The sequence below is a fragment of the Kitasatospora sp. NPDC127060 genome (assembly GCF_042724935.1).
Taxonomy (GTDB): domain Bacteria; phylum Actinomycetota; class Actinomycetes; order Streptomycetales; family Streptomycetaceae; genus Kitasatospora.
This window is the reverse complement of record NZ_JBHXEG010000053.1, coordinates 33,297-50,001: the sequence shown is the minus strand read 5'-3', so window position 1 is coordinate 50,001 and position 16,705 is coordinate 33,297. Positions and strand designations below refer to the sequence as shown.

Genomic DNA, 16,705 nt, shown 5'->3' with positions numbered 1-16,705 from the left:
TGTTGGGGTGTGTTTAGGGGGGGGTGTTTTTGTGGTCGGGCTCTTATACCAACGCCGCGCGGGGCCTACCGCCGGAAGGCGGCCGCCAGGACGTTGACCACATCGCCGACCACGATCACCGCCGGGGGCTTGACGCCCTCGGCCTCGACCACCGCGGCGACGGTGCCCAGGGTGGCGTCCACCCGGCGCTGGGCGGCGGTGGTGCCCTCCTGGACGATCGCGACCGGGGTGTCGGCCGCCCGTCCGTGGGCGACCAGCTCGGCGGCGATCGCGCCGATCTTGTCCACGGCCATCAGCAGCACCAGGGTGCCGTTCATCCCGGCGACGGCCGGCCAGTTGGTGACCGAGCGCGGGTCGTCCGGGCCGACGTGGCCGGAGATCACGGTGAACTCCTGGGTCAGCCCGCGGTGGGTGACCGGGATGCCGGCCGACTCCGGGACGCTGATCGAGCTGGAGATGCCGGGCACCACGGTGACCGGGATGCCGGCCTCGGCACAGGCCAGCAGCTCCTCGCCGCCGCGGCCGAAGACGTACGGGTCGCCGCCCTTGAGCCGGACCACGAACTTCCCGGCCCTGGCGTGGTCGATCAGCGCCTGGTTGATCGCCTCCTGGGCCATCTGGCGCCCGTACGGGATCTTGGCGGCGTCGATCACCTCGACGTGCTCGGGCAGCTCGGCGAGCAGCTCGCGCGGGGCGAGGCGGTCGGCGACCACCACGTCGGCGTCGGCGAGCAGACGGCGGCCGCGCACGGTGATCAGGTCCGGGTCGCCCGGGCCGCCGCCGACCAGGGCGACGCCGGCGCCGTGCGCGCGGTAGGAGCGGGCGGCCAGCGAGCCGTCCCGCAGCCCCCCGACCACGGCGTCGCGCAGGGCCGCGGAGTGCCTCGGATCGCCGGTGAGCACGGCGACGGTGGCGCCGGCGTCCCGGCCGCTGGCCGGGGTCCAGGCGGTGGCGGCGGAGGCGTCGTCGCTGCGGGCGCAGAACACCCGCGAGCGCTCGGCCTCGGCGCTGACCTCCGCGTTGACCGCCGGGTCGTCGGTGGCGACCAGGACGTACCAGGCATCGGTCAGGTCGCCGTCCGCGTACGGGCGGGCGTGCCAGGTCAGCTCACCCGCGTCGGCCATCGCCTGGACGGCCGGGGTGGTGGCCGGGGATATCAGGTGCAGCTCGGCGCCGGAGGCGATCAGCGCCGGCAGCCGACGCTGCGCGACCTGGCCGCCGCCGACCACGACGACGCGACGGCCGGCCAGCAGCAGGCCCACCGGGTACGGGGTACGGCCCTCGGTGCTGGGGTGCGGGGTGGGCGCGCTCATCGGCGGTGCTCCTGATCGGGGATGAGGGGTGCGGGGCAGTGCAGTGGTACGCCGCTCCGCGGGCCGGCGCGCCCTCGGGCCGGTCCGCGGAGCGGGTGAGGTGGTGCGTCAGGCCTTCTCGGTGACCCCGGCGGAGTCGAAGGTGGCTACATCGTGCATCGCGCGGGCCGCACTCTGCACCAGCGGGAGCGCCAGCAGGGCGCCGGTGCCCTCGCCGAGCCGCAGGTCCAGGTCGATCAGCGGACGCAGGCCGAGCTTCGCCAGCGCGGCCTGGTGGCCGGGCTCGGCGGAACGGTGGCCGGCGATGCAGGCGGCCAGTACCTCGGGGGCGATCGCCTTGGCGACCAGCGCGGCCGAACCGGCGATCACGCCGTCCAGCACCACCGGGGTGCGCAGCGACGCGGCTCCGAGCAGGAAGCCGGCGATGGCCGCGTGCTCCAGGCCGCCGATGGCGGCGAGGACGCCGATCGGGTCGTTCGGGTCGGGCTGGTGCAGGGCCAGCGCGGCGCGGATGACCTCGATCTTGCGGGCGTGGGTCTCGTCGTCGATGCCGGTGCCGCGGCCGGTGACCTCGGCCGGGTCCAGGCCGGTGAACACCGAGATCAGGGCGGCCGAGGCGGTGGTGTTGGCGATGCCCATGTCGCCGGTGACCAGTGCCTTGTTGCCCGCCGCGACCAGGTCGCGGGCGGTCTCGATGCCGACCTCGATGGCCTGGAGGGCCTCCTCGCGGGTCATCGCCGGGCCCTGGGTCATGTCCGCGGTGCCGGGCTTGACCTTGCGCGGCAGCAGACCGGTGGCGCGGCCCTGCTGGACGGCCTGCGGCAGCTCGGCGGCGACGCCGACGTCCACCACGCAGACCTCGGTGCCGATCTGCTTGGCGAAGGAGTTGATCACCGCTCCCCCGGCCAGGAAGTTGCCGACCATCTGGGCGGTCACCTCCTGCGGCCACGGGCTGACGCCCTGGGCGTGCACACCGTGGTCACCCGCGAAGATCGCGACGCAGGCGGGCTCCGGGATCGGCGGCGGGCACTTGCGCGACAGGCCGCACAGCTGGGCGGAGATGATCTCCAGCATGCCGAGCGAGCCGGCCGGCTTGGTCATCCGCTTCTGGCGGTCCCAGGCCTCGCCGAGCGCCTTGGCGTCCAGCGGGCGGATCCCGCGCAGGGTGTCGGCGAGCAGGCTCTGCGGCTCCTCGCCGGGCAGCGCGCGGTTGCCGTACTGCTCCTCGTGGACCACCCAGGCGAGCGGGCGCTTCTTGGCCCAGCCCTGCTGCTCCAGCTCCGGCTCGTCCGGGAAGGAGTCGACGAAGCCGACGCACAGGTAGGCGACGACCTCCAGGTGCTCGGGCAGGCCCAGCTCGCGGACCAGCTGCTCGTCGTCGAAGAAGCTCACCCAGCCGACGCCCAGGCCCTCGGCGCGGGCGGCCAGCCAGAGGTTCTCGACGGCCAGGGCGGCCGAGTACGGGGCCATCTGCGGCTGGGTGTGCCGGCCCAGGGTGTGCCGGCCGCCGCGGGTGCGGTCGGCGGTCACCACGATGTTCACCGGGGTCTCGAGGATGGCCTCGATCTTGATCTCCCGGAACTGCTTGGCCCGGCCCTTCGGCAGCGAGTCCGCGTACGCCTCGCGCTGGCGCTCTGCCAGGGCGTGCATCCGCCTGCGGGTCTTCGCCGAGCGGATCACCACGAAGTCCCACGGCTGCGAGTAGCCGACGCTGGGCGCGGTGTGGGCGGCCTCCAGGACGCGGATCAGCACCTCGTGCGGGATCGCGTCCGGGCGGAAGCCGTTGCGGATGTCGCGGCGCTCGCGGATCACCTGGTGGACTGCGTCGCGGCCGGCCGCGTCGTAGCCGGGGGCGGCGGGGCCGCGCGGCTCGGCGGGCTCGGCGACCTGCTCGGCCTCGGCGGGCTGGTCGGCGGCGGCCTCGACGGGCTGCTCGGGCTGCTGGTCGGCGGGCTGCTCGGCCTGGGCCTCGGGCTGCGGCTCCCCGGTGGCGAGGGCCTCGGCCGCCTCGGCCTCGGGGGCGACGGCCTCGGCGGGCTGCTCCCCGGGCTGGTCGGCGGCGGCTTCGACGGGCTGCGCGACCGGCTGCTCCGGCTGCTCGGCCTGCTCGGTGGCGGGGGCCTCCTCCTGGACGGCCTCCGGCGCGGTGGGAAGGGCGACGGGCTCGGCCTGCTCCGCGGTGGGCTCGCCCGTCGGCTCCTCGGCGGCCGGGGCCTCGACGGGCTGCTCGGCTTCGGGGGCGACCCCTTCGGCGGGCTGGGCGGCCTCGGCGGGCTGGTCGGCAGCGGCCTCGACCGGCTGGTCGGTGACAGGCTCGGCCTCGACATCGACGGCCGGCTCGGCCGGTACGGCCTCCGGCTGCTCACCCTCGGTGACGACGGGCTGGACGGCGACCGGCTCCGCCACGACGGTTTCGGCGGCAACGGCCTCGGCTGCGACGGCCTCCTGGTCGGCGCCCTCGTGGACGGCCTGGCCGGAGGGCATCTCACCGGTGCCGGCGGCGGTCTCGGCGACCGGCTCGGCCAGGGCCTCGACGACCGGCTCGGCCTGCACCGCCTCGACCTGGGCCACCTCGGCCTCGGTCATCTCGGCCTCGGTCATCTCGGTGACCTGCCCGGCCTCCTGGACCGCCTCGGCGGCCGGGGCCGGCTCGGCGGCGGCCTGCGGCGCGTCGGCGGCCGCTATGGGAGCGGGCTGCTCCGCTGCCGCCTCCTCGGCCGCCGGGGCCTGCTGGGGCGCCTCGACCCTGGGCAGGCCGTGCGGGGTCGGGGCGGCGAGGAAGGCGGAGATCCGGCGCGGCTGGCCGGCCGGGGCGGCGGCCTCGGTCTGCTCGGCGGCCTCGGTCTGCTCGGCGGGCGCGGCGGGCGCGGCGGGCGCCGGCTGCTCGGGAGCCACGACCGCCACGGCACCGGCCTCGGTCCCGGCGGTCTCGGTCACCGCAGTCTCGGGCGCGGCAGTCCCGGCAGTCTCGGTCACAGCGGCCTCCGTGCTCTCCACGGCGGCGGCGTCCACGACCACGGTCTCGATCGCGGGGCTCTCCACGGCGGCGGTCTCGGCGACCGGCTGCTCGGCGGTCTCGGCCGGGGCCGGCTCGGCCGCCACGGCCTGGGCCGCCTGCGCGCCCTCGGGGACCGGCTGGACCTGGACGGCCTCGGCGACCGGCGCGGCCGGAACCACCTCCGGGGTCTCGATGACCTCGACGACCTCGATCGCCCCGACCGTCTCGACGGTCATCAGCCCCTCGACCGGCGGCGCGGTCAGCGGCACCTGGTGGTAGCCCTGCGGCACCTGGTGAACCGTCGGACCGGCCTCGGCCGTGGTGGGAACCGGGGCCACCGGCGCGGCGGCCGCCATCGGCGCGGCGTGCGGCACGCCCTGCGGCGCGGCGCCAGGGACCGGCACGACGGCCTCGCCCATCGACGGCCGGCCGACGACCGGGATGCCGTGCGCGGGCGTACCGCCCTGCGTCGGGCCGCGGTCGGCCAGCGAACGGACCGGCACCTGGCCGGTCATCAGCGAGGGGTCCGGGATCGGCGGACCGGCGTGCAGCGGGCGGCGCGGTGCCTGAGCCTGGGTCATCGGCTGCTGCGGCTGCGCCGGGGCGGCGTGCAGCGGCTGCTGCTGGACGTGCTCACCGCCGAGCACCGGGGGGTCCACCGGCGGCCAGGACGGCTCCACCGGGGTGCCGTCCGGCTGCGCGAACGGCGCCTGCTCGGCGCCCCAGGAGCCCTGCGGGCCTGGCATCAGCAGGACGTCGTCCTCGTCGTCCAACCCGTCCGGCTGGTCGACGAAGTGGAACGCCGGACGGGCCGCGCCCTGGTCGACGGTCCAGCCGTCGCCCGGGGCGGCCGGGGCCGGAACGCCGGGGACGGCGAAGTTCGGCTGGCCCTGCGGCGGGATCACGCCCATGCCGGGCAGGCCGCCGACCGGCGCCGCCGGGTGGGGGATCACCCCGCCGTCGGTCGCGACGCCCTGCAGGGGTGCAACGCCCGCGACGCCCTCCGGTCCGCCGAGCGGGTCCGGCCCGGCGTTCAGGTGCTCCGGCAGTCCCTCGCCCGGGACGTGGCCGCCATCGGTCATTGTCAAAGCTCCTTCCAGGCCGCTGCCGCGCCCCTTGGCGACGCGATCACCGACCGCAGCGCCCATCCGCACGGGCCGGGCCTGCACCGACCCGCCCCTCAACACACGCGGCCGCCGCGCCGTGGCGCTGCGGCCCAAGTCCTTCCGGCGCGCTGCGGCACCCCGGCCCGGGCACCGCCGGTGAGGGCGGTGCACCATCTGAATCAACGACAACCCGGAGCAACCGGCACGACCGCACCGGACCCTACGGCATTCTCCAGGTCCGGCACGCGGCCCGTCGAATTGCCCACACTCCGAGCGGAACCGGGTTGCACCACGTCAAAAAGGTGACAAACCGACCGAATCGGGTGGGTCGTCGGCGGCTGCAGCCGCCTGGGACGCCACACTACCGGCCCGGCGCGGCGACCTCTCGAATCGGTGTCCGGATGCGACCTGGATCACCGCGCGGTGCGTCCGGCGGCCCCGGCGCGCACCCGAGGCCTTCACACGATCTGCTCACCCCAGAGCAGCAGTGCGCCGCTCGCGCCCGCCCCGAGCGCCAGTGCGCCGCCGTCCCCGGAGGCCTGCAGCGGGGTGGACTGCAACAGCGTGCCGTCCGCCCGGTACCCGGCCCCGGCGATCGCCCGGTGGATCTCCTCGGCCTCGGCGAAGGTCCGGGCGAGGGCGACGAAGCGCTCGGGCTTGCGGGCCAGCACCGCGCGCACCACGTCGAGGCCGCCGGACTCCACCACCGCCGCGTCCGGCTCCGGCAGTCCGCCCAGCACCTCGGGGCCATTCCCGTACACCGTCTCCACCTCGACCCCGTACCGGCGGGCGTTGACGGTGAGTCGGGCGCAGGCCGAGCGGGAGCCCTCGACGGCGACCACGGCGGCGCCGAACCGGGCCGCCTCCACCGCGAGGGCGCCGCTGCCCGCGCCGACCGACCAGACGAGGTCCCCGGGACGTGCACCCAGACGGGCCAGCACCAGGGCGCGCACGTGCGCGGGCAGCGCCTCCGATGCGCCCGGCTCGTCCGCCGTGCGCCCGGCGCCCGCGTAGGCGTCGCCGGGGAGCGCCCAGCCGCGGTCCGCGCCGGGGTAGCCGAGCGGGCGCCCGGCGAGCCAGCCGGCCGCCTCGCCGACCGCGCCGGCCTGGGCACCGCCGCCGATCACCAGCACCACGTTGGGGTCGCGCCAGACATGGTCGGCGATCCGGTCGGAGGTGAGGACGGTGACGTCCTCCTCCGGGGTGCCGAGGGCCTCGCAGACCACGAAGGTGCGGTGCACCCCGCGCAGCATCAGGGCGAGTTCGCCCGGCCCGGCGCCCGGGGCGGTGAGCACCGCGACCTTGGGGTGGGCCCGGCAGATGTTGGCCGCGCGGCGCAGCCGTCCGCCGTGGGCGCTGACCACCTGGGCGTCCTCCCAGGGCATGCCGGCCCGGGCGAAGGCGGTGGCGACGGAGGAGACGGCGGGCAGGACTTCGAGCTCGAGGCCGTACTCGGGGCGGCGCAGGGTGCGCACCACGCCGAAGAAGCCCGGGTCTCCCTCGGCGACCACGACGGCGGCGCCGCGGTGCTCGGCGATCGCGCGGGCGGCCTGCTGGATGTTGCCGAGGGCGAGCCGCTCGGCGTCCTCCGACACCGGGAGGGCGTCCAGTTGGTAGGGCGCTCCGGCCACCAGGGTCGCCGCGGCGAGGGCCGCGCCGGCGGCCTCGGTCAGTGGCGTACCGTCCCACCCGATGACCGTGATCCGGTCAGCCATCTGCGGCCGTTCTCCCTCGACTCGTTGCGCGGCTCGTGGCGCCGACTGTGCGGCGCCGGTGGAGAGGCTACCGGGTGTGGTCCCCCGGAGGCCGACATCTCGCACACATGTCCGCGCCGCGCGGGTGACCGGCGGGGGAACGCGGAGGAATGCGGGGGGAGGGATCAGTCGCGCAGCACGTAGCGGTGGTCGCCGTGCCAGCCGTCGCGGTGCAGTTCGGGCGACTCCAGGTCCTCCGGGAGCAGGCTCCACAGAATCAGGTCGCTGCGGCTCTCTTCCACGACCTCGCCGGACTCGCCGCGGACTATCCAGGCGCTGCGCAGCACGCCCTCGCTGATGCCGCCGATCTTCTGGGCGACCTGCTGGGCGGAGGTGTTGCCGGCGGCGGTGCGCAGCTCCAGGCGCAGGAAGCCGCGGTCCTCGAACAGCCACTGGGCGACGCCGAGGACGGCCTCCGGGGCGTAGCCCTCGCCGCGGGCCCAGACGGCGGTGACGTAGGAGATCTCGGTGCTGCGCAGCCGCCAGTCGGTGTTGCGCAGTTCGACCAGGCCGACCAGGCGCTGGGTGAGGTGCTCGGTGACGGCGAAGACGATGCCGCGACCGCCGGCGCGGTGGGCGGGGGCGAGGGTGCGGGCGAGCTCGGCCGCGTACTCCTCGGTGAAGGGGTGCGGGAGGTCGGTCCAGGCCAGCACGAGGTCGTCGGCCATCATGGCGGCCAGGCCCGGGGCGTCGTCCTCCGCAAGCGGCCGCAGCAGCAGCCGTTCGGTGCTGATGGCGGTCTCGGGGAAGCTCGCTGCCATGCCGTCTCTCCTCGCCGGGTTGTGAACACACCACCGTACGCCTCCGGCGCACCCCGGGTATCACGCGGTGCGCGGGCCGCGCGACGGTTCGTCAGAACCCGCTCTGCCGTGGTGTCCCTGGTGCATACTGCCCGACCGGGCCCCCGCCGAGGTGCGGCGGGGGCCCGGTCGGGCAGTACGAGGTATGACCGTACGACGATCAGAAGGCCGGGATGACCGAGCCCTGGAAGGTGTCGTTGATGTACTTCTTGACCTCGTCGGAGTGCAGCAGCTCGGCCAGCTTCTTCACCCGCGGGTCGCTCTCCTTGCCCTTCTTGACGGCGAGGATGTTGGCGTACGGGTTGCCCTCGGCCTTCTCCAGCACCAGGGCGTCGGTAGCCGGCTTCAGGCCGGAGTCGATCGCGTAGTTGCCGTTGATCACGGCGGCGTCGAGGTCGGCGATGGAGCGGGGCAGCTGGGCGGCCTCCAGCTCCTTCCACTTGAAGTTCTTCGGGTTGCCCGTCACGTCCGCCGGAGTGGCGGCGGTGCCGGCGCCGTCCTTGAGGGTGATGAGCTTGTTGTCGGCGAGCAGCTTGAGCGCCCGGCCCTCGTTGGTGGCGTCGTTCGGCACGCCGATGGTGGCGCCGTCCGGCAGGTCGTTGATGGACTTGACCTTCTTGGAGTAGACGCCCAACGGCTCCAGGTGAACGGGCTCGACCGGGACGATGTCGGTGCCGTTCTTCTTGTTGAAGTCCTCCAGGTACGGGACGTGCTGGAAGTAGTTGGCGTCGGCCGAACCGTCCTGCACCGCCGTGTTGGGGGTCACGTAGTCGGTGACCTCCTTGATGTCGAGCTTCAGGCCCGCCTTGGCCGCGAGGTTGTCCTTGACGAACTTGAGGATCTGCGCGTGCGGCGTCGGGCTGGCCACGACCTTCAGCGGCGCGTTCGGGTCCGAGGAGGACGAACCCGAGCTGCCGCAGGCGGCCAGCGACAGGGCGAGGCCGGCGGTGGCGAGAACACTGGTGAACTTCAGAACGTTGCGCACGAAAAGTGCCTTTCTGCGTGGTGCGGGGAGCCGCGTCCGGAGGTCGGACGGGGGAGGTCTAGGAGGCGACGAGGTCTTCGTCGGGGGCGGTGGCACGCGAGGGGAGCAGGCGGGTGCGTCCGCCGCCGCGGCCCCGGTTGGCCAGCCGGCGCACGGCGTAGTCGCCGGCCAGCTGGATGACCGTGACGATGATCGCGATCTCGGCCACGATGATCCACATGAAGGTGGTCTCGAAGCGCAGGTAGCCGTACCGGTAGGCGAGGTCGCCGAGGCCGCCGCCGCCGACCGTGCCGGCCATCGCGGAGTAACCGATCAGCGCGATGACGGTGGTGGTGACGGAGGCGACGATGCCGGGCAGCGCCTCGGGCACCAGCGTCTTGCGCACCAGCGTCCAGGTGCTGCCGCCCATCGCCTGGACGGCCTCGATCAGGCCGCGGTCGACCTCACGGACGGAGGTCTCGACCAGCCGGGCGAAGAACGGGATCGCACCGACCGTCAGCGGCACGGTCGCGGCCTGCCAGCCGAGGGAGTTGCCGGTCAGCCACCGGGTGAAGGAGATCAGCGCGATCATCAGGATGATGAACGGCAGCGAGCGGGTGAGGTTCACGATCGCGCCGAGCACCTTGTTCACCGGCTGGTTCTGCAGCGCCCCGCCCTTGGAGGTGAGCACCAGCAGGACGCCGAGCGGCAGGCCGAGCAGCACGGTGCAGACGGTCGAGACCCCGACCATCTGGAAGGTCTCCTGCGTGGCGGGCCACATCAGGTCCTGCATCTGGTCCCAGCTCAGGCCAGTCATGCCACCGCTCCGTTCGCCGCGCCGATCACGTCCACCTGCAGGCCCTGCTCGCGCAGGTAGCCGATCGGCACCACGTTGTCCTGGTGGCCGCCGGGCAGCTCGACCCGCATCCGGCCGACCATCCGGCCGGCGATGGTCTCCACCGCGGCGCCGAGGATGTTGATGTCGATCTGGTAGGTGCGGGCCAGCTGGGAGACGAACGGCTGCGCCGGGGTGTCGCCCTGGAAGGTGATCTCCAGGACGGTCGCGCCGGGGTGGCCGGTGCCGAACTCGCTGAGCGGGAACAGCTCGCGGGCCAGCTCGGAGCCGGGCTCGGCCAGCAGGTCGGTCAGCTCGCCGGACTCCACCACCCGGCCGCCGCGCATCAGGGCGGCGGAGTCGCAGACGGACTTGATGACGTCCATCTCGTGGGTGATCAGCAGGACGGTCAGGCCCAGCTGCTGGTTGAGGTCGCGCAGCAGCTTGAGGATCGAGCGGGTGGTCTCCGGGTCGAGCGCCGAGGTGGCCTCGTCGGAGAGCAGCACCTTGGGGTCGCCGGCCAGGGCGCGGGCGATGCCCACCCGCTGCTTCTGGCCGCCGGAGAGCTGGTTGGGGTAGCTGCGGGCCTTGTCGCCGAGGCCGACCAGGTCGAGCAGTTCGGCGGCCTTGCGGCGGCGCTGGGTGCGGTCCAGGCCGATGATCTCCAGCGGGAGTTCGACGTTCTGCTGCACCGTGCGGGAGGAGAGCAGGTTGAAGTGCTGGAAGACCATGCCGATCCGGCGGCGCGCCTCGCGCAGGTCCTTGCCGGCCCGGTTCTCGCCGCCGGACAGCGCGGTCAGCTCGACCCCGTCCACGGTGACCGTGCCGGAGGTCGGACGCTCCAGCATGTTCACGCAGCGGATGAGGGTGGACTTGCCGGCGCCGCTGGTGCCGACGACTCCGTAGACCTCGCCCGGGCGGACGTGCAGGTCGACACCGGCGAGGGCGGTCACCTCACGGCCTCGGGAACGGTAGACCTTCGTCAGGTCCGTGGTGGTGATCACAGCTGCTTCCGTGGGTCGGGGGCGGGCGGCGGTGTCGGCCGTTCGACCGGGTGTGCGGTCGGCGGCGTCCTACGACGCGTCACCAGGGGGATCCGGACCTGCCACTCCTTGATCGTGGCCGCAGAACGGCCGGGCCGCGCGACGGCGTGGCCCTAACGAGTCATCGACGGCCGCGGGTGGGCGGGCACGCCGGAGGGAGGGATTCCGGTCTTCCGGGAGGGCGGCGCGCTCACACGGGCGGGAGCGGCACCGGGGTCTCGCTTCGGGGCGCGAGGTCTCGCTTCGGGGCGCGAGGAGGAGGCACCCTCGACGGGGTGCCGGGGGCGGTGGCCCTCAGCAGTGACACATTCGACGGCACATGGCACGCTCACCTGCCGGCAGCGTGCCGGTGGGGGTCCAGTTCGTCGTCGCAGTCATGTGAGCCAGTAAAACAGATGGGTCGATTTACGCCCAACTGTTCGGGCCCGACTGTCCGCATTGCGGACACGGGCCGCCCCGGAACTGCGGCGGAACGCCTCGACGCCGCCACCGGGGCGTCCGGATGGTGGCGGCGTCGAGGTGCCCGGATGCGGGCGGGGTTCAGGCGGTGACGGCCAGCGGGGCGGCGACCGGCTTCTCCAGGTGCACGAAGCTCAGCCGGCTGGTGACGGGCTCGACCGCGGTCTGCCGGTAGCCCTGGCGGGCGTACAACCGCAGGTTGCCGAGGCTCCGGTGACCGGTGAACAGCCGGAAGGCCGTCACCTGGCGGCCGTCCTCGGCCAGCCGGCGCTCCAGCGCGTCCAGGAGCCGGCCGCCCAGGCCGTGCCGCTGCATCCGCGGGTGGACCACCAGACGCCCTATCCGGCCGATGCCCTCGGCGTCCACATGGCCGCGCACGGCGCCGACCACCTCGTCGCCCAGCCGGGCGACGAGGACGTGCTGCTCGGTCAGTTCGGCGCGCAGGCTCTCCAGGGTCTGCGTCAGGGGCTCGATCGCCCAATCGCCGTACAGCTCCGCCTCGGGCTGGTAGCCCAGGTACTGGAGCTTGAGGATCTGCTCCGCGTCCTCGGCCGCAGCGGCCGAGATGATCACGCTCATGCCCATGTGGAGGGGCCTCCCCAGTCGTCGTGCCCGGCGCGCAGAGGGTGGCGCGCTCACGCTCAGTATCCGAGCGTATGCGCCACCGTCAAGAGTGACGTTCGCCAGCGTGCTACCCGGGTGTCAGGTTCCCTCAACCTTCGACGGGGCAGACGTGGCAAGGGTCACGCCGGGGCGGGGGTGGGGGCGACGCGCCGTGGGCCGGGCGGGGCGAGCCGTGGGGCGCTCGGGTGAGCCGGGGCGGGGGCCCCGCCCGGTCAGGGGTAGCGCTCGGCGTGCAGCAGCAGTCGCAGGCAGGCCAGGCAGCGGGAGCGGGTGGGGCCGATGGAGCCGCGCGGCATGCCGAGGCGTTCGGAGAGCTCGCGGTAGGTGGGCGGCGGATCCTCGGCTAGGGCGGCGATCAGCTGCGGGCAGCGGCCGGGCAGGGCGGCGACGGTCTCGCGGACCACGCGGCGGCGGAGTTCGGCGAGGAAGACGTCCTCGGCGGAGGGGACGGGCGGAAGGGGGGTGCACACACCGTGCATGACGGGCCCGGGCGGGGCCGGTTACGCCCGGACCGGGGCGCGCACGCGGGAGGGGCGTGACGGTCGGACCGTCACGCCCCTCGCGCGCTGCTCCAGGGGTCGATCCCCGTTGCTCGGGGAATCAGCCCTGGGCCCACTCCTGCTGCCGCGCCAGGTCCGCCTTCACCTCGGCGAGCTGGACCGCGACGGCCGAGGGGGCGGTGCCGCCGCGCCCGTTGCGGGCGGCGATGGCGCCGTGCACGCTGAGCACCGTCCTGACCTCGGGGGTCAGGTGCTCGGAGATCGAGGCGAACTGCTCGTCCGTCAGGTCGGACAGTTCGATGCCCTGGGCCTCGCAGACCTTGACGCAGGCGCCGGCCACCTCGTGCGCGACCCGGAACGGCACGCCCTGCTTGACCAGCCACTCGGCGATGTCGGTGGCGAGCGAGAAGCCGGCCGGGGCCAGCTCCTCCAGCCGCTCCCGGTGCACGGTGAGGGTGGCCATCATCCCGGTGAACGCGGGCAGCAGCACCTCCAGGGTGTCGCAGGAGTCGAAGACCGGCTCCTTGTCCTCCTGGAGGTCCCGGTTGTAGGCAAGCGGCAGCGCCTTGAGGGTGGCCAGCAGGCCGGTCAGGTTGCCGATCAGCCGGCCGGACTTGCCCCGGGCCAGCTCGGCGATGTCCGGGTTCTTCTTCTGCGGCATGATCGAGGAGCCGGTGGAGAAGGCGTCGTGCAGGGTGATGAAGCCGAACTCCTTGGTGTTCCAGATGATCACCTCCTCCGCGATCCGGGAGAGGTTGATGCCGATCATCGCGGTGACGAACGCGAACTCGGCGACGAAGTCGCGCGAGGCGGTGCCGTCGATGGAGTTGCCGACCGAGCCGCCCTCGAAGCCGAGGTCGGCGGCGACGGCCTGCGGGTCGAGGCCGAGCGAGGAGCCGGCCAGCGCGCCGGAGCCGTACGGGGAGACGGCGGTGCGGGCGTCCCACTGGCGCAGCCGCTCGGCGTCCCGGCCGAGGGCCTGCACGTGCGCGAGGACGTGGTGGGCGAACAGAACCGGCTGGGCGTGCTGGAGGTGGGTGCGGCCCGGCATCGCGGTCTCGGGGTGTGCCTCGGCGAGGCCGACCAGGGCGTGCTGGAGGTCGAGCAGCAGGCCGCCGATGGTCCTGGCGTGGTCCCGCAGATACATCCGGAACAGGGTGGCGATCTGGTCGTTGCGCGAGCGCCCGGCCCGCAGCTTGCCACCGAGATCGGCGCCGAGGCGCTCCAGCAGGCCGCGCTCCAGGGCGGTGTGGACGTCCTCGTCGGCGACGGTGCCGACGAAGGTGCCGGCCTGGACGTCGGCGAGCAGCTGGTCGAGCCCGGCCAGCATGCCGGCCAGTTCCTCGTCGGAGAGCAGTCCGGCCTTGTGCAGCACCCGGGCGTGGGCCTTGGAGCCGGCGATGTCGTAGGGGGCGAGGCGCCAGTCGAAGTGGACCGAGGCGGAGAGCTTGGCCAGCGCCTCGGACGGGCCGTCGGCGAAGCGCGCGCCCCAGAGGCGGACGTCGGAGGACTGCTGGGCGGTCATCGCGGTGGCTCCTTCACACATGTACGGTGGGTGGCATAAGTATGCATCAGACCGTATGAAACACAAAACCCCGGTCGAAGCGGATCCTTCGACCGGGGTTCCGGGTGCCCGGTGCCTACTGGGCCTTGGCCTGGGCGAGTTGCATCAGGTGGTCGGCCAGCGCCTGGCCGCCGGCCGGGTCGCGGCTGATCAGCAGTACGGTGTCGTCCCCCGCGATGGTGCCGATGATCTCGAACACCTCGGCTTGGTCGATCGCCGAGGCGAGGAACTGCGCGGCCCCGGGCGGGGTGCGCAGCACGACCAGGTTGCCGGAGGCCGTCGCGGAGACCATGAGCTCGCCGGCCAGCCGGGCCATCCGCCCCTCGCTGGCCGACTCCCCCATCGGGGCGCGCGGGGTGCGGTCGCCGCCCTCGGCGGGGACGGCGTAGATCAGCGCGCCGTCCCGGTTGCGGATCTTGACCGCGCCCAGCTCGTCCAGGTCCCGGGAGAGGGTGGCCTGGGTGACCACCAGTCCGTCGTCGGCGAGCAGCTTGGCGAGCTGGCTCTGCGAACGCACGGGCTGGCGGGTGAGCAGGTCCACGATCCGCCGGTGGCGCGCCGTGCGGGTCTGCGGGACCTGCGGCGTCGGGCCGGCGGCGGAGGAGCCGGAGCGGGGTTCGGTCATGTGATTATTCTCCCGGACGACGGTCAACTCGCATCGGCCGGGGCGCTCTCGCGCACCGTCCGGAGGATCTCCGGCAGCGCCGCGAGGAAGGCGTCCGCCTCCCGCTCGGTGAGTACCAGCGGCGGCGCCAGCCGTACGGCGTCCGGAACGGCCGCGTTCACCAGGAAGCCCGCCTGCTGGGCGACGGCCTGGACCTGCGCCGAGACCGGCCGGGTGAGCACGATGCCGAGCAGCAGACCGGCCCCGCGCACGTGCGAGACCAGCGGGTCGCCGATGGCCTCGACGCCGTGCCGCAGCCGGTCGCCGATCTTGCGGACGTGCTCCAGCAGGCCCTCGGACTCGATGGTGTCCAGCACCGCGAGCCCGGCCGCGGCGGCCACCGGGTTGCCGCCGAAGGTGGTGCCGTGCTGGCCCGGGGTGAGCAGCTCGGCGGCCGGGCCGAAGGCCAGCACCGCGCCCATCGGCAGGCCGCCGCCGAGCGCCTTGGCCAGGGTGACCACGTCCGGCTCGACGCCCTCGGCGGCCTGGTGGGCGTACCAGTACCCGGTGCGGCCGATACCGGTCTGGATCTCGTCCAGGACCAGCAGGGTGCCGGTGGCCCGGGTGATCTCGCGGGCGGCCCGGAGGTAGCCCTCGGGCAGCGGGATCGCGCCGTTCTCGCCCTGGATCGGCTCCAGGAAGACGGCGGCGGTTTCGGTGGTGACGGCCGCGCGCAGCGCCTCGACGTCGCCGAACGGAACGTGGGTGACGTCGCCGGGCAGCGGGAGGAACGGCGCCTGCTTGGCGGGCTGGCCGGTGAGCGCGAGGGCGCCCATCGTCCGGCCGTGGAAGCCGCCCTGGAGGGCGACCAGGTGGGTGCGGCCGGTACGCCGGCTGATCTTGAAGGCGGCCTCGTTGGCCTCGGCGCCGGAGTTGCAGAAGAAGACCCGGCCACCCGGCCGGCCGTCCAGCTCCAGCAACCGTTCGGCGAGGGCGATGGTCGGCTCGGCCATGAAGAGGTTGGAGACGTGGCCGAGGGTGGCGATCTGCCGGCTGACCGCCTCGACCACGGCCGGGTGGGCGGTGCCGAGGGCGTTGACGGCGATGCCGCCGAGCAGGTCGGTGTACTCCTTGCCGTCGGCGTCCCACAGCTTGACGCCCTCGCCGCGCACCAGCGGGATCCGGGGGGTGCCGTAGTTGTCGGTGAAGGCGTGCTGCCACCGGTCCTTCAGCTGGTCGTTCGCGGTCATGCCAGTCCCCCGGTCACGTTCGGTTCGTCGTCCGGCACGACCATCGTGCCGATGCCCTCGTCGGTGAAGATCTCCAGCAGCAGGCTGTGCTGCACCCGGCCGTCCAGCACGCGGGCGGTGCCCACGCCGGAGCGGACGGCCCGCAGGCAGCCCTCCATCTTGGGGAGCATGCCGCTGGCCAGGCTCGGCAGCAGGCCCTCCAGCTCGGTCGCGTTGAGCTGGCTGATCACGTCGTCGGAGTTCGGCCAGTCCTTGTACAGGCCCTCGACGTCGGTCAGCACGACCAGCATCTCGGCGCCGAGCGCGACCGCCAGGGCGGAGGCGGCGGTGTCGGCGTTGATGTTGTAGACGTGACCGTCGACGCCGCGGGCGATCGAGGAGATGACCGGGATCCGGCCGTCCGCGATCAGCGCCTTCACCGCGCCGGCCTCGATGTTGACGATGTCGCCGACCAGGCCGATGTCGACCTGCTCGCCGTCCACCACCGCGTAGCGCTTGACCGCCGTCATGGTGTGGGCGTCCTCGCCGGTCATCCCGACGGCGAACGGGCCGTGCTCGTTCAGCAGGCCGACCAGCTCGCGCTGCACCTGGCCGGACAGCACCATCCGGACCACGTCCATGGTCTCGGGGGTGGTGACGCGCAGGCCGTTGGTGAAGTTGGACTCCAGGCCGAGCTTGTCCAGCTGGGCGCTGATCTGCGGGCCGCCGCCGTGCACCACCACCGGGTGCAGCCCGGCGTAGCGGAGGAAGACGACGTCCTGGGCGAAGGCCGCCTTGAGGCTCTCGTCGACCATGGCGTTGCCGCCGAACTTGATCACGATGGTCTTGCCGTGGAAGCGCTCCAGCCACGGCAGCGCCTCGATCAGCGTCATGGCCTTGGGCAACGCGGTG

The 16,705-nt window shown here is 73.8% G+C and carries 13 protein-coding genes; all 13 read right to left on the bottom strand.

Annotated elements, in window-relative coordinates:
• Window positions 1-65: 65 nt before the first annotated feature.
• The 13 genes from cobA to argB all read right to left on the bottom strand — a co-directional run bounded on the left by cobA (window position 66) and on the right by argB (window position 16,686).
• Window positions 66-1,313, bottom strand: coding sequence for a uroporphyrinogen-III C-methyltransferase (gene cobA / locus ACFWIS_RS26200; RefSeq protein ID WP_380462939.1), 1,248 nt, complete (start codon window positions 1,311-1,313; stop codon window positions 66-68).
• 108 nt (window positions 1,314-1,421) lie between these two features.
• Window positions 1,422-5,393: a nicotinate-nucleotide--dimethylbenzimidazole phosphoribosyltransferase gene (cobT, locus tag ACFWIS_RS26195; RefSeq protein ID WP_380462937.1), complete on the bottom strand. Its 3,972-nt coding sequence runs from the start codon at window positions 5,391-5,393 to the stop codon at window positions 1,422-1,424.
• A gap of 482 nt (window positions 5,394-5,875) precedes the next feature.
• On the bottom strand, window positions 5,876-7,132 hold the full coding sequence (gene cbiE / locus ACFWIS_RS26190) for a precorrin-6y C5,15-methyltransferase (decarboxylating) subunit CbiE (RefSeq protein WP_380462935.1): 1,257 nt from the start codon (window positions 7,130-7,132) through the stop codon (window positions 5,876-5,878).
• 164 nt (window positions 7,133-7,296) lie between these two features.
• Window positions 7,297-7,932: a GNAT family N-acetyltransferase gene (locus ACFWIS_RS26185; protein ID WP_380462933.1), complete on the bottom strand. Its 636-nt coding sequence runs from the start codon at window positions 7,930-7,932 to the stop codon at window positions 7,297-7,299.
• Between the two features lie 199 nt (window positions 7,933-8,131).
• Complete coding sequence (locus ACFWIS_RS26180; protein ID WP_380462192.1) at window positions 8,132-8,956, bottom strand: MetQ/NlpA family ABC transporter substrate-binding protein; 825 nt, start codon at window positions 8,954-8,956, stop codon at window positions 8,132-8,134.
• 58 nt (window positions 8,957-9,014) lie between these two features.
• Window positions 9,015-9,743 (bottom strand): methionine ABC transporter permease, encoded by a 729-nt coding sequence (locus ACFWIS_RS26175; RefSeq protein ID WP_380462195.1) that lies wholly within the window; start codon window positions 9,741-9,743, stop codon window positions 9,015-9,017.
• A gap of 5 nt (window positions 9,744-9,748) precedes the next feature.
• Window positions 9,749-10,774 carry a methionine ABC transporter ATP-binding protein gene (locus ACFWIS_RS26170; RefSeq protein WP_380462191.1) on the bottom strand — a complete coding sequence of 342 codons (1,026 nt, stop codon included), beginning with the start codon at window positions 10,772-10,774 and terminating at the stop codon, window positions 9,749-9,751.
• A gap of 579 nt (window positions 10,775-11,353) precedes the next feature.
• Window positions 11,354-11,857 carry a GNAT family N-acetyltransferase gene (locus ACFWIS_RS26165; RefSeq protein ID WP_380462190.1) on the bottom strand — a complete coding sequence of 168 codons (504 nt, stop codon included), beginning with the start codon at window positions 11,855-11,857 and terminating at the stop codon, window positions 11,354-11,356.
• 251 nt (window positions 11,858-12,108) lie between these two features.
• Complete coding sequence (locus tag ACFWIS_RS26160; protein ID WP_380462189.1) at window positions 12,109-12,366, bottom strand: hypothetical protein; 258 nt, start codon at window positions 12,364-12,366, stop codon at window positions 12,109-12,111.
• A gap of 130 nt (window positions 12,367-12,496) precedes the next feature.
• On the bottom strand, window positions 12,497-13,921 hold the full coding sequence (argH, locus tag ACFWIS_RS26155; RefSeq protein WP_380462188.1) for an argininosuccinate lyase: 1,425 nt from the start codon (window positions 13,919-13,921) through the stop codon (window positions 12,497-12,499).
• A gap of 115 nt (window positions 13,922-14,036) precedes the next feature.
• Window positions 14,037-14,585, bottom strand: coding sequence for an arginine repressor (locus ACFWIS_RS26150; protein WP_380462187.1), 549 nt, complete (start codon window positions 14,583-14,585; stop codon window positions 14,037-14,039).
• A gap of 23 nt (window positions 14,586-14,608) precedes the next feature.
• Complete coding sequence (locus tag ACFWIS_RS26145) at window positions 14,609-15,814, bottom strand: acetylornithine transaminase (protein ID WP_380462186.1); 1,206 nt, start codon at window positions 15,812-15,814, stop codon at window positions 14,609-14,611.
• Window positions 15,811-16,686, bottom strand: coding sequence for an acetylglutamate kinase (gene argB, locus ACFWIS_RS26140; RefSeq protein ID WP_380462194.1), 876 nt, complete (start codon window positions 16,684-16,686; stop codon window positions 15,811-15,813). The genes ACFWIS_RS26145 and argB overlap by 4 nt, the downstream gene beginning before the upstream one ends.
• Between the last annotated feature and the right edge of the window lie 19 nt (window positions 16,687-16,705).

Excerpts from the sequence above, each read along its gene's own strand:
- argH (WP_380462188.1), bottom strand. The coding sequence starts at position 13,921 with ATGACCGCCCAGCAGTCCTCCGACGTCCGCCTCTGGGGCGCGCGCTTC.
- cobT (WP_380462937.1), bottom strand. The coding sequence starts at position 5,393 with ATGACCGATGGCGGCCACGTCCCGGGCGAGGGACTGCCGGAGCACCTG.
- cobA (WP_380462939.1), bottom strand. The coding sequence starts at position 1,313 with ATGAGCGCGCCCACCCCGCACCCCAGCACCGAGGGCCGTACCCCGTAC.
- argB (WP_380462194.1), bottom strand. The coding sequence starts at position 16,686 with ATGACGCTGATCGAGGCGCTGCCGTGGCTGGAGCGCTTCCACGGCAAG.
- ACFWIS_RS26165 (WP_380462190.1), bottom strand. The coding sequence starts at position 11,857 with ATGGGCATGAGCGTGATCATCTCGGCCGCTGCGGCCGAGGACGCGGAG.
- cbiE (WP_380462935.1), bottom strand. The coding sequence starts at position 7,132 with ATGGCTGACCGGATCACGGTCATCGGGTGGGACGGTACGCCACTGACC.
- ACFWIS_RS26150 (WP_380462187.1), bottom strand. The coding sequence starts at position 14,585 with ATGACCGAACCCCGCTCCGGCTCCTCCGCCGCCGGCCCGACGCCGCAG.
- ACFWIS_RS26145 (WP_380462186.1), bottom strand. The coding sequence starts at position 15,814 with ATGACCGCGAACGACCAGCTGAAGGACCGGTGGCAGCACGCCTTCACC.
- ACFWIS_RS26185 (WP_380462933.1), bottom strand. The coding sequence starts at position 7,932 with ATGGCAGCGAGCTTCCCCGAGACCGCCATCAGCACCGAACGGCTGCTG.